We start from the raw sequence: 13,152 nt of genomic DNA on the forward strand, positions 1-13,152 counted from the left end.
GTCTTCCGTTCTTTGCGGAGTATGGACGGGTGCCCGCCGGGAAAACCGCGCGGGCACCCGTGCGCTCAAGTGCGGTTGATCGTGAACGTGGACGTCGTGTTCCGGATGTCCTGGTCGTTGTCGCTCAACGCGAGCCCGGAGAACGTCGCCGACCCGGCCGCCGGGCCCTGCCCGGGTTCGGGCAGCTCGTTGGCCCAGATCCCGATCCCGGACTTGGCGTCGAACTCGTCGCCGCTGCGGTGCGCCCCGGAGATCGACACGTTCGTCAGCACCGTGTCCTGGACCGTGTTCTCCGGCTGGCCGCCGGTGTATTTGGTCTGGAACATGATGCCGCTGTAGGTCGGGCTCTGGATGTCCGCGTCGGACACCCGGATGCCGCGGAACTCCTTGGACGCGGAGAACATCCAGATCGCCGGGAACGTCTGCTTGCCCCAGAAATGGCCGCCGGCGCGGACGAGCGAGACGTTCTGGACCGTCGTCGGCTGCGGCCCGAACCCGAGGAACGGATAGCCGAAGTCGAGCGAGCTGAGCGTGATCCCGGAGTAGGTCAGCGTGTCCGCGACGTAAAGGTTCCGGAAGGTGTTGTTGTACCCGCCGTACACCGCGATGCCCGCCGCGCGCCACGGGAGCAGCACAGTCAGGTTCTCGAACACGTTGTCGTACTGGTTGCCCTGATTGATGTCCGTGGCGGCGAACAACGCGAAGCTGTCGTCCCCGGTCGACCGGGCCTCATTGTTGGTGACGTGGTTGCCGGTGCTGCCGTTGGTGAAGTTGACGCCGTCGGCGAACGTGTCGCGGATGCGGGAGTTCTTCACCGTGGAGTTGTCCACATTGGTCGCCCAGAGCAGGCACATCTGGTGCTCCGTCCAGATGTTGTCGATGGTCATGTTCGCGACGCCGGTGAAGTTGAAGACCTTGCCCGGACCGTCGATGCGGGAGGTGTAGTTCCCGAAGACGGCGAACCCGCTGAAGGTCGACCCGCTCGCGCTGGCCTGCGCGTCGAACCCGATGTCGGTGTTCTCCTGCCCGGCCGGCGCGGTGAACCTCGTGAACCACGGCCCGGCGCCGAGCACCGTGACCGGTTTGCCGTACACGGTGACCTTGCTGGTCATCGGGTACTGCCCGGCGGGGAGGTAGACGCCGGTGAGGGTCGGGTCCTGGCGGACCTTGTCCAGCGCGGCCTGCACGTCCTGCTGGCTGAACCCGGCCGGGACCGCGTAGTGCGCCGGGTCCGGGTTGGCGGTCGCGGCGGCCAATTCGAAGTTGACGAAGTCGATCGCGTAGTTCGCGCTGTTGGCCGCGTCCTTCTGCAGCTTGATCTTGTGCCCGGCGGGCACGGTCGTGCCGAGCAGCATGCTGGCCTCGTCGTAGATGTGGCGCGCCGGTCCGGCGCCCGGCGAGTTCCCCGGGGAGGCTTCGGCGCCGTAGAGCCACGCGTAATGCGAGGTCAGGTCGATGGCCTTGAGGAACGTGCCGTCGACGTACACGTTCAGCGTCGAGTTCTGCCCGCCGCCGCCCGCAGCGTCCGGCATCGAGAACCGCGTGACGAGCGTGTTGGTCGCCGCGCGCGTGGTGAACTCCACCGAGGAGCCAGTCGCGTTCAGCGTCACGGCTTTGCGGCCCGACGCCTCGCCCGCGAGATCGCCGATCGTCCGGTTAGGGCCGATCACGGCCGCGCCGCCCGCGACGACGCCGTCCTCGGCCTCGTACATGTCGTAGGGCATGTTGGCGCCGCGGCCGACGAACAGCGATTGGGTGCTGGTGTTGTTGCCCTGCTTGGCGGGCAGCTCGTTGGCGTCGTTCGCGACGACCGTCTTCACCGTGTACCGGCCGTTCGCTGCCGTCCAGCTCCCGACGGTCACCGGCGCGGTGGCTCCGGGCGCGAGGACTCCCGCAGAGGAACCGCTCAGTGTCTTGACGACCGTGCCGTTCTGGTCAGCGATCGTGACCGTGACGTCGTGGGCACCGTCTGCCGAAGCAACTGTGCCCTGGTTGCGCAGTGTCGCGGTGAAGGTCACCGTGTTGCCCGCCGACGGATTGTTCGGCGACCAGGCCGTAGCCGCGACGAGGTCGGAGCTCTGCACCGGGCTGACGGCCAGCGGCGTCGAGCTGGTGTAGGAGTTGTTGTCCTCGTTCTGTTCGATGACGGCGTTCGCCTCGTCGACCTTCGCGGTCACGTCGTAGCTGCCCGTGTCCCGGGGGCCGATGTTCGCCGAGACGGTCGCGGACGCTCCCGCCGCGAGCGCGGCGACTGCTGCCGTGCCGACTTTTGTCTTGCCCAGGTAGAGGTTCACGTCGGTCGCACCGGAGGCTGCCGTCCCGGCGTTGCGGACGGTCGCCGACACCGTGATCGCGTCGGTCTCCACCGGTTTCTGCGGCGTCCAGGACACGTCCGAGACCGTCAGGTCCGGGTTCGGCGCGGGGACGCCGAAGACCTGGAATTCCGCGGCCTGACCGCCGCCCGCGCCGGAGTTGGCGGTGAAGCGCAGGCGGACGTCACTAGCCCGGCCGCTGACCGGGATGGTCACGGTGTTGCCGCTCGCGGGGTCGAAGCTGTACGTCTGGGCGGGCGCCAGCGTGGTGAAGTCGGTCGCGCCCTGGTCGCGGCCTTCGACGGCGATCGTCTGCGTCCGCGCGCTCCACGCGGGGTCCGGGTCGAGCTTCACGACGACCCGGTCGAGGTCGGCGTGCGAACCCAGCGCCACGGTCAGCAGGTTCGGATACGCCCCGCTGCCCTCCCAGTACGTGGTCGCCGAGTCGTCGTTGGCGTTGGCCGCGACGTAGGTCTGCTGGGTCGACGACGCCGTGATCGGCTTGCGCAGCGCGAGATTCGTGCCGCTCTGGGTGCCGCCTCGGGTCACGGTGTCGCTGTTCGCCGACTGGTTGCCCGCCGCGTCGCGGGCGCGCACGAAGTAGGCGACGCTCGCGCTGGCCGGCTGATTGTCGGTGTAGGACAGCACATTCCCGGCGACGCTGCCGCGGAGCTGGCCGTTGGCATAGACGTCGTAACCGGTCACGCCGGTGTTGTCCGTCGAAGCCGACCAGGTCAGCCGGATCTGGCCGCTCGCGGGTTCGGTGTAGGCGAGGTTGCCGGGCGCGGACGGCGGCTGGGTGTCGCCGCCGGCCGGGCCGTGCACCTCGAACTCCGACAGCTGCGCGGCGGGCCAGCCGGTGTTGGCGGTGATGTTCAGCCGGACGTAGCGGGTGCTGCCGGTGAGGTTCACGGTGACGGTATTGCCGGTCGCCGGGTCGAAGCGGTAGCCGGCCGAGGGCACGAGATCGCTGAAGCTCGCGCCGTTCGCGCTGCCCTGCACCGCGAAGGTTTCGGTGCGGGCCTCCCAGTTCGCGGGCAGCTTCAGCACGAGCTGGGCGACGTTCGTCGCGGTGCCGAGATCAGCCTGAATCCATTGCGGGAACTGGTTGTTCGTGCTTTCCCAGTAGGTGGCCTGGTTGCCGTCGCCGACGCCTGCGACGGGATAGCCGGAAAGCTGACTGCTGGCGGTGTAGGTCGCGGTGGCCGCTTGTGCGGCGGGCTGGACGGCAACTGGCGGGGCGGGAGCGGCTGACGCAGTCGCCGGCCAGGCGGGCAGGGCGACCAGCAGGGACAGGGCGGCGCAGAGCGCGGCGCGCGGGAAAAGTCGCTTCGTTCTCATGGGTTTCCTCTGATCCAAGGAGGAGGGAGACGACTCGATCGAGAACGCCCCGCGTGGCGCGGGACGGCGGGGACCAGGGAGCGGACAGGCGGGGATCCCGTCCGGGGGCGCACGAGAACAGCACGGAACAGTCGACATGGCACCTCTTCGTTGAGGCTGGGCCGGGCGCTTGCCGCGTTTGCCCGGGACCTAGTCAGATATTTTCACTGATTCGTTCAAGAATTACAGCCTTCTAGGAGCGGTAAGTCAACAGCGAGCCCCGCGGAGCATCACGTCCCACCAGCGCTTTCACCGCGAGAGCAAGCGAAGCGCTCGTCCCGTCGGAAACTTGCGATGGTTTGCGGTAACTTTCACTCATGACACGTCGCCTTGCCGAAGTCGCCCGCCAGGTCGGGGTCAGCGAAGCCACCGTCAGCCGGGTGCTCAACGGCAAGGCCGGGGTGTCCGCGAGCACCCGGGCCGCCGTGCTCACCGCGCTGGACGTGATGGGCTACGAGCGGCCGACGCAGCTGCGCGGCGAGCGGGCCCGGCTCGTCGGGCTGGTGCTGCCGGAGCTGCAGAACCCGATTTTCCCGGCGTTGGCCGAGGTCATGGGCAACGCGCTCGCCCAGCAGGGCTTCACCCCGGTGCTCTGCACGCGGACCGCGGGCGGGGTGTCGGAGGCGGAGTACGTCGAGATGCTGCTGCAGCAGCAGGTGTCCGGCGTGGTGTTCGCCGGCGGGATGTACGCGCAGGCCGACGCCGTGCACACGCACTACCACCACCTGGCCGAACGGCGGCTGCCGACGGTGCTGATCAACGCGGCGGTCGACCACCTCGGCCTGCCGCAGGTCTCGTGCGACGACGCGGTGGCCGTCGAGCAGGCCGTCGGGCACTTGAGTTCCCTCGGCCACGAGAAGATCGGCCTGGTGCTGGGACCGAACGATCACGTGCCGTCGCAGCGCAAGCTCGAGGCGTTCCGGGAGCACGCCGCGAAACTCGGGCTCCCCGTGCTGGACGAACTGGTGGAGCACGGGATGTTCTCCATCGAAGGCGGGCACGCGGCCGCGGCGCGGCTGTACCCGCGCGGCGCGACGGCGGTGCTGTGCGCGAGCGATCCGCTGGCACTGGGCGCGATCCGCGCGGCCCGGCGGCAAGGCTTGTCCGTGCCGGGCGACATTTCGGTGGTCGGCTACGACGACTCCGCGCTGATGAACTGCACCGACCCGCCGCTGACCACGACGCGCCAGCCGATCGAGGCGATGGGCCGGGCCGTGGTCGAACTGCTGGTGAAACGCATCAACGGCGGCGAGGTGGCGGTGGAGGAGCTGCTGTTCGCGCCGGAACTGGTGGTGCGCGGCTCCACGGCCCGCCGGACCCCCTGAGATCAGCCTACTGTTCACAAGTTGCAGATTCTCGTCGAGTTCTTGCGCAGACGCGGTTCGCGGCCTTAGGGTGACCGCCGTCACCTGCTGTGCTCCTCCGCGAGATGAGGCTTGAGATGAGCAGACCCTGGTCCCCCGCCGCTCCCCGCCGGATGTTCGCCCTGCTCGCCGCGGCGGGCCTGCTCCTGGGCACCTCCGCCTGCGGGGGCGGCGGCGATCCGGGGAGCTCCGCCGGGGGCACGGTCACGATCACCGTCACCGGCCAGCCGCCGACGAGCCAGCCGTTCGAACGCGGCGTATTCGATGCCGACGTCAAGGAATTCGAGGCGGCGCACCCGAAAATCCGCATCGAACCGCACGAAGGGTTCATGGACCCGAAGACATTCGGCGCGAAGCTGGCGGGCGGGCAGCTCGAGGACGTCTACTACGTCTATTTCACCGATCCCGCCCAGATCATCGCCCGCCACCAGGCCGCGGACATCACCGAGGCGGTCAAGAACGTCCCGCACGTCAACGATATCAAGCCGGAATTGCTCGACAACTTCCGCGGCGCGGGCGGCAAGCTTTACGGCCTGCCGACGATGAATTACACGATGGGCCTGCTCTACAGCCGCCCGCTGTTCCAGAAAGCCGGGCTCGACCCGGACAAGCCGCCGCAGACCTGGGACGAGGTGCGCGCGGCGGCGAAGAAGATTTCCGCGCTGGGCAACGGAATCGTCGGGTACGCCGACTACAGCAGGAACAACCAGGGCGGCTGGCATCTCACCGGCTGGCTCGCGTCGATGGGCGGCTCCGTCGCGCGCAAGGACGGCGGCAAATGGGTCGCCGATTTCGACAACGAAAAAGGCAAGGCGGCCCTGAACCTGCTCCACGATCTGCGCTGGACCGACGATTCCATGGGCAGCAAGCAATTGCTGGAGGCCCAGGACGTGCAGCGGATGATGGGCGCGGGCCAGCTCGGCATGTACATGGCCGCCCCGGACAACGTGCCCGTGCTCGTCAAGCAGTTCGCCGGCAAGTACGAGGACTACGGCATCGCGGGAATGCCGGACGGCAAGGGCACGCTGCTCGGCGGCGAGGGCTACATGATCAACCCGAAGGCGTCGCCGGAAAAGATCAAGGCGGGCCTCGAATGGATCCAGTGGAAGTATCTCAACCCGGACCGCTTCGAGAAGCACATCAAGCAGTACGTCGACGGCAAGCAGCCGGTCGGGCTCCCGGCCGAGCCGACTCCGGACGTCTGGCAGGGCGCGGTGCGCGAGAAGCAGCTGGCGCTGAAAGCCAAATACGCCAACGTGCCCGCGCGGAACTATCAGTCCTATGTGGACTCCACAGGCAAGATCAAGGGCAGCGTCGAGCCGCCGAACGCACAGCAGGTGTACGCGATCCTGGACAGCGTGATGCAGGCGGTGCTCACCGACCGGAACGCGAACATCGACCAGCTGCTCTCGTCCGCCGCGGCGAAGGTCACCAGTGTCCTCGCCCAGGTCAAGTAGCCTCCTCGCCTGGCCCGCGACGTCCTCGTCGCCGGCCAGGCGACCGGCCGCCTCCCCCGCCGCGCAGCGCCGGGCCCGGTTGCGCCGCAAGCTCAAGGAAAACCTCACCGCCTACGGCCTGCTGTGCGCCGCGCTGGTCGTGTTCGCGATGTTCTCCTGGTACCCGATCGTGCGCGGGGTGCTGCTGAGCTTCCAGCAGGTCGACTTCGTCAACCCGCCCACGTGGGTCGGCCTCGACAACTTCGCCCGGCTGTTCTCAGACCCGCTGTTTGGCGTCGCCTGGCGGAACACGTTGCTGTTCACCGGTCTCGCGCTGGTTTTCGGCTTCGCGGTCCCGTTCCTGACCGCAGTGCTGCTCAACGAACTACGGCACGCCCGCGCGTTCTTCCGGCTCGCGGTGTACCTGCCGGTGATGCTGCCGCCGGTGGTGACCGCACTGATGTGGAAATGGTTCTACGACCCGGGTTCCGGCCTGTTCAACTCCGCACTCGGCGCGGTGGGCCTGTCCGGCCCGCAGTGGCTGGATTCGAGCGGGACCGCGATGCTGTCGCTGGTGTTCGTCTCGACGTGGGCGAACATGGGCAGCACCACGCTGATCTACCTGGCCGCGCTCGGCACGATCCCCGGCGAACTGTACGAGGCCGCGGAACTCGACGGGGCGGGGATGTGGAAACGGCTGCGGCACGTCACTTTCCCGCAGACCCGGTTCGTCCTGCTGATGCTTCTCCTGCTGCAGATCGTCGCGACCATGCAGGTGTTCACCGAACCGTACGTGATGACCGGCGGCGGCCCGGACGACTCCACGGTGACCGTGCTCCTGCTGCTCTACCGCTATGCCTTCGTCTACAACGACTTCGGCTCGGCGAGCGCGATGAGCCTGCTGCTGTTCCTGGCGCTCGGCGTGTTCTCGGCACTGTACGTCCGGTTGACCAGGAAGGCGGACCAGGCATGAGGACCCTCGTCTCGCCCGGTGCGCTGCGCAGCCGACGCGGCAAGGCGGTCTACGGCGTCGTTTTCGCCTGCACGCTCCTGGTTTTCGTGCTCGCGTTCCTGTTCCCGCTGTACTGGGCGGTGACCGGGGCGATGAAGACGCCGCAGGAACTGGCGCGGACCCCGGCGACGCTCGTCCCGCACGAATGGCATCCGGAGACCTTCGGCGAGGCCTGGGATCAGCTGAACCTCGGCAAGTACTTCCTCAACACGCTCGTCGTCGCGGGCGGGGCGTGGCTGGTACAGATGGCCGTCGACGTCCCCGCCGCCTTCGCGCTGTCGAAGCTGCGGCCGAAGTTCGGCAACGCCGTCCTCGGGCTCATGCTCGCCACCCTGATGCTGCCCGCCGCCGCGCTGCTGGTGCCGACCTACGTGACCATCAGCGATCTGCCGTTGCTGCACCTGAACCTCATCGACTCCCCCGCCGCGGTGTGGCTGCCCGCCGCCGCGAACGCGTTCAACGTCTATGTGCTGAAACGGTTCTTCGACCGGATCCCGGACGAGCTGATCGAAGCCGCGCGGCTCGACGGCGCCGGGCCGGTGCGCACGCTGTGGCGGATCGTGCTGCCGATCTCGCGGCCGATCCTGGCCGTGGTGTCGATTCTCGCGGTCGTGACCGCGTGGAAGGACTTCATCTGGCCGCTGCTGGTGTTCCCGGACACCGGCAAGCAGACCCTCTCGGTGATGCTGCAGCGCGTGGCGATCGACATGCCGCTCACCGTGCTGACCGCCGGGATGGTGCTCGCCAGCCTGCCGATGGTGGCGCTGTTCCTGGTGTTCCAGCGGCAGATCCTCTCCGGGCTGACCGCGGGCGGCCTCAAGGGCTGACCCGCCCCGTCCCTGGCTTTCCCCCACCACGAGGAAGGTTGTTTCCGTGACCGCATCGGGAAGACAAGACGCCGCGGGCTGGTGGCGCGCCGCGGCGATCTACCAGATCTACGTCCGCAGTTTCGCCGACGGCAACGGCGACGGCATCGGCGACCTCGCCGGTGTCCGCGCGCGGCTCGACCACCTGGCCGCGCTCGGCGTCGACACGCTCTGGTTCACCCCGTGGTACCCGTCGCCGATGGACGACGGCGGCTACGACGTCGCCGATTTCCGCGGCATCGACCCGCTTTTCGGCTCGCTCGCCGAGGCCGAGGCGCTGATCGCCGAGGCGCACGGGCGGGGCCTGCGGGTGATCATCGACATTGTGCCGAACCACTGTTCCGACGAGCACCGCTGGTTCCGGGAGGCGCTGGCCGCCGGCCCGGGTTCGGCTGAGCGGCAACGGTTCTGGTTCCGGCCGGGCCGCGGGCCGGACGGCGCCGAACCGCCGAACAACTGGAAGTCGCGCTTCGGCGGATCCGCGTGGAGCAGGGTGCCCGACGGCGAGTGGTACCTGCACCTCTACAGCTCGCGGCAGCCGGATTTCAACTGGGACAACCAGGACGTCCGCGCCGAGTTCGAGGACATCCTGCGGTTCTGGTTCGACCGCGGGGCGGACGGCTTCCGCATCGACGTCGCCGACGGGCTGGTGAAGGACGCGCGGCTGCCGGACGTCGAGGAGGGCGACGAGACGCCGTTCTCCGATCAGGAGGGGCTGCACGAGATCTACCGGTCGTGGCGGAAGATCGCCGACAGCTACCCGGGCGAGCGCGTGCTGGTCGGCGAGATGTGGCTGCCGGACCTGTCCCGCACCGCGCGGTACCTGCGCCGCGACGAACTGCATTCGGCGTTCAACTTCGATTTCCTGGTCTGCCCGTGGGACTCCGCGCGCTTCCGGAAGGTCATCGAGCGGACGCTGCAAGCGCACGACGCCGTCGGCGCGCCGCCCGCCTGGGTCCTGTCGAACCACGATGTCACCCGGCACGTCACGCGGTACGGGCGAGCGGGCGACACCGGGTTTTCGTTCGCGGATCGGCTGCACGGCAGCTCGGTGGACCTGGTGCTGGGCACCCGGCGCGCTCGCGCGGCAGCGTTGCTGACGATGGCGCTGCCCGGCGGGATGTACGTCTACCAGGGCGAAGAGCTGGGGCTGTGGGAGGTCGAGGACATCCCCGCCGAACTGCGGCAGGACCCGGTGTGGACGCGCACGAACGGCGCCGACCCCGGCCGCGACGGCTGCCGGGTGCCGCTGCCGTGGTCCGGCGACGAGCCGCCGTTCGGCTTCGGCCCCGGCGGGGCCTGGCTGCCGCAGCCCGCGGAATGGCAGGCGTACACGGCGGAAGCGCAGGCCGCGGACCCGGCGTCGATGCTCAGCCTCTACCGCGCCGGGCTGCGGCTGCGCACGGAACTCACCGGGGATCTGGAGTGGCTGTCGCTCGGTGACGACGTGCTCGCCTTCCGCCGGGGAGCGGGGTTCGCGTTCGTACTGAACTTCTCCGGCGCGCCGATCACGCTGCCGCCGCATTCGGAAGTCCTGCTGGCCAGCAACGCGGTGACCGCCGAGCTGCCTGCGGACACGGCGGTCTGGCTGCGTTCCTGACCCTCACGCGAAAGCCGATCACCCGGAGGCTCGGGTGGTCGGCTTTCGCGGTGCTCCGCTGAGCGGGATCTCCTTGACAGCACCACAGTGCGAGCCGACGATGATTCATCAGATGTATCGGCCCCTCGCTTGCTCCGATCCCCCTGATGATCGAGAAATTCCCCACTAGGCATCGGACCACTGGACTTCACTGTGGAGGTTCCATGACGACCTTTCCTCGTCGGCACGCGCTCGGCATGGCACTCGGCGGCGCGGTGCTGCTCGGGACGGCGGGCACCGCGGCGGCCGCGAGCGGGCCGGCGCAACCGGTGGTCACCGGCGGCCCCGGTACACCGGTCGTGCCGCCGCCCCCGCCCGTCCCCGTCCCGCTCGACCAGTGGTTCGACAACGACGGCATCGACTCCGCGGGCGCGCACGACGGGAACTTCGACGGCTCCGGCTACACCTTCCCGGCGGAGCAGATCCCGGCGGGCAGCACCGTCACCGCGGGCGGCGTGCCCTATCTGCTCGGCTCGGCCGCCGCTGGAGCGAAAAACAACGTCATCGCGCTCGGCCAGCGCATCGATCTGCCGAAAGGCCGCTACTACGGCGCCGCGTTCCTCGTCGCGTGCAGCTACGGCAGCACCGGAGGCGACGCGACCGTCCACTACGCCGACGGCAGCACCAGCACCGCCGCCCTGTCCGGTTCCGACTGGTGGGGTTCCGGCGGTGCCGTCGCCTCGGCCTTCCGTTACGGTCCGGGCGGCGTCACCGACCAGAACCCGGTGTCGATCGGCACCGCGCAGGTGTGGATCGACCCGGCGCGCGAAGCGGTCGCGCTGACCCTGCCCAAGACCGCCCCGCCCGCGGCGAACGTGGCCAGCCTGCACGTGTTCGCCCTTACGCTGCAACCGGTCGCGCAGGGTCGTTCGGCCACCGTCCTGGACGCCCGCGCCACCGCCAACCTGCTGCAGGACGGCGGTCCGCAGGCCGTCGAGGCGACGATCGTCAACACCGGAACCGTCTGGCTCGAAACGCGCGACCGGATCACCGTCACGCTCGACGTCCCCGGCGGCCGGGTCCGCACGCCCGCGCCGATCCCCCGCCTCGCGCCGGGCGAACAGACCACGGTGCGGCTCGGCCTCGCCCCCGACCGCGGCCTGCCCGCCGGAACCCCCGCGACCGGCCGGATCCGCGTGCTCGCCGACCGTTCGACGATCGCCACCCGGTCGCTGCCGGTGCCGCTCGGCATCCCGGACTTCCGGCCGACCGACGAGTCGCTGTCCACGCACCGCGCGCCGTATTGGTTCTGCGACGCCAAATTCGGCATCTTCATCCACTGGGGCGTGTACTCCGTGCCCGCGTGGGCTCCGGTCGGACAGCAGTACGCCGAGTGGTACTGGAACAACCAGCAAGATCCCAACGGCCCGACCTACGCCTACCACGCCAAGACCTACGGCGAATCGTTCGTCTACGACGACTTCATCCCGAAATTCACCGCCGCGCGATTCGACCCGCGTTCGTGGGTGCAGCTGATCGAGGACGCGGGCGCGCAGTACTACGTGCTCACGTCCAAGCACCACGACGGTTTCGCCTTGTGGGACACCAAAGTCAGCGGCCGCAACGCGAAGAAGCTCGGCCCGCGCCGCGACCTCGTCGCCGATCTGTTCGCCGCCTCGCGCAAGTACACGCCCGGCCTGCGCAACGGCCTGTATTTCTCGCTGCCCGAATGGTTCAACCCGGACAACCCGTGGATGGGCCATCCTCCGCGCAATCCGTACACCGGCGCGCCGGTCCCCTACACCGGCTACACCGCCGGCCGCGATTTCGTGAAGGACCTCCAGGCGCCGCAGGTGCTGGAGCTGATCTCCGGCTTCGACCCGGACGTGCTGTGGTTCGACATCGGCGGCGTGAACGACAGCCGCGACGTGCTCACCGAGTATTTCAACCGGGCCAAGAACCGGCGTCGCCCCAAGGACGTCACGTACAACGACCGCGGCGGCATCCCGGACCACGACTTCACCACGCCCGAGTACACGACGTACCCGAACACGGTCGTCGCGAAATGGGAGTCGAGCCGGGGCCTGGACCCGTACTCGTACGGCTACAACCGCGCGACGCCGGACGACAAGTACATGACGACCGACGACGTGGTGCACACGCTGGTCGACGTGGTGTCGAAGAACGGCAACTTCCTGCTGGACATCGGCCCGGATTTCGACGGCACCATTCCCGCCGTGATGCAGCAGCGGCTGCGCGAGACCGGGGCTTGGCTGCGCACCAACGGGGAAGCGATCTACGGCACCACTTACTGGTCGCGCATGGCCCAGCTCGGTGACCTGCGGTTCACGGTGCGGCCCGGCTCGGCGTTCTACCTCATGTCGCTCGTCGCGCCCGGCTCGCAGCTGGTGGTCGACGCCCCGGTCCCGATCCGGCAAGGCGACCGCGTGAGCCTGCTCGGCTACGGCGGCCCGCTGCACTGGAGTCAGAGCGACGGCCGTCTGGTGATCGACGTTCCCGCGGCGGCGCGTGCGGCGGGGAAGCACGCTTGGGTGTTCAAAGTGGACTGGCGCTGAGGCCTGCCGGGGCGGTCCGCGACGGGCCGCCCCGGCACCCGCTTTCCAGATCCCGAGCCCGGGCCGCGACGTCGGCGTCCGAACAGAAGCCGCGACCGCTGCGCTTCAAACACAGCAAACCCAGCAACCGACCGCTCGCGTCCACCACAGCCAACCGGCGACGAGACATCCCCAACCACGTCGCATGCAAATCCGCTTCCGGGCCGACCACCCGCCCAGTCAACCGGCCTGCCCGATACGCCGGAAGCGCCTCCGCCAGCCCGTCAAGATCCGGCCGCTCCACCACGCTCAGCAACGTCTCTCCGGCGACAATCAGCGCGGCATGCACATGATCGTCCTCGAAAAGCCCGCGAACCTCGCCGACGGTCGCCGACGCGTCGAGCACCTTCGGCGCCCGGAGCATCGCCTCGCCGACCGTCGACGCGCCACGGAAATCCGGTGCCGTCACTGCGGGTTGTTCCACTCCGCGTCGGACTCGTCCTCAGCCGCCGTGCGTTCCCGCGCGAGTTCCAGTGCGCGCCGGGCCGTGGCCTCGTCCGGGTACGGGCCGAGCCGGTCGACGCCGCGCGACTGGCGGCCTCGCTCGACCTCGTTCGTGCGCGTGTTGTAGTACCACTCTTCGGACAT

9 protein-coding genes are annotated in these 13,152 nt (G+C 69.0%); 6 read left to right on the forward strand and 3 right to left on the reverse strand.

The features are described 5' to 3' along the window. Window positions 1–65: 65 nt before the first annotated feature. The gene (locus ACZ7OI_RS09435) at window positions 66–3,653 is read right to left on the reverse strand and encodes a CARDB domain-containing protein (protein WP_470263703.1); all 3,588 of its coding nucleotides are present in this window, start codon (window positions 3,651–3,653) and stop codon (window positions 66–68) included. A 356-nt stretch (window positions 3,654–4,009) separates the two neighbouring features. On the opposite strand from ACZ7OI_RS09435, the gene ACZ7OI_RS09440 reads away from it, so the two are divergent. From ACZ7OI_RS09440 to ACZ7OI_RS09465, 6 genes are all read left to right on the forward strand, one after another. Continuing rightward, window positions 4,010–5,017 (forward strand): LacI family DNA-binding transcriptional regulator, encoded by a 1,008-nt coding sequence (locus ACZ7OI_RS09440; RefSeq protein WP_470263704.1) that lies wholly within the window; start codon window positions 4,010–4,012, stop codon window positions 5,015–5,017. Window positions 5,018–5,133: 116 nt separating this feature from the next. Then, window positions 5,134–6,513, forward strand: coding sequence for an ABC transporter substrate-binding protein (locus ACZ7OI_RS09445; protein WP_470263705.1), 1,380 nt, complete (start codon window positions 5,134–5,136; stop codon window positions 6,511–6,513). Continuing rightward, entirely contained in the window at window positions 6,491–7,465 is a 975-nt protein-coding gene (locus tag ACZ7OI_RS09450) for a carbohydrate ABC transporter permease (protein ID WP_470263706.1), read from the forward strand. The genes ACZ7OI_RS09445 and ACZ7OI_RS09450 overlap by 23 nt, the downstream gene beginning before the upstream one ends. After that, the gene (locus ACZ7OI_RS09455) at window positions 7,462–8,331 is read left to right on the forward strand and encodes a carbohydrate ABC transporter permease (RefSeq protein WP_470263707.1); all 870 of its coding nucleotides are present in this window, start codon (window positions 7,462–7,464) and stop codon (window positions 8,329–8,331) included. The genes ACZ7OI_RS09450 and ACZ7OI_RS09455 overlap by 4 nt, the downstream gene beginning before the upstream one ends. Before the next feature lie 46 nt (window positions 8,332–8,377). Continuing rightward, a complete protein-coding gene (locus ACZ7OI_RS09460; RefSeq protein ID WP_470263708.1) occupies window positions 8,378–9,970 on the forward strand; it encodes a glycoside hydrolase family 13 protein in 1,593 nt (530 codons plus the stop codon). Between the two features lie 203 nt (window positions 9,971–10,173). Next, window positions 10,174–12,525 (forward strand): alpha-L-fucosidase, encoded by a 2,352-nt coding sequence (locus ACZ7OI_RS09465; RefSeq protein WP_470263709.1) that lies wholly within the window; start codon window positions 10,174–10,176, stop codon window positions 12,523–12,525. Here the strand turns inward: ACZ7OI_RS09465 and ACZ7OI_RS09470 are convergent. After that, a complete protein-coding gene (locus ACZ7OI_RS09470; RefSeq protein ID WP_470263710.1) occupies window positions 12,506–12,973 on the reverse strand; it encodes a hypothetical protein in 468 nt (155 codons plus the stop codon). The two genes, ACZ7OI_RS09465 and ACZ7OI_RS09470, sit on opposite strands and share 20 nt — an antisense overlap. Beyond that, the gene (locus ACZ7OI_RS09475) at window positions 12,970–13,152 is read right to left on the reverse strand and encodes a hypothetical protein (protein WP_470263711.1); all 183 of its coding nucleotides are present in this window, start codon (window positions 13,150–13,152) and stop codon (window positions 12,970–12,972) included. The genes ACZ7OI_RS09470 and ACZ7OI_RS09475 overlap by 4 nt, the downstream gene beginning before the upstream one ends.

It is taken from the genome of Amycolatopsis sp. NPDC114503, from assembly GCF_055633655.1.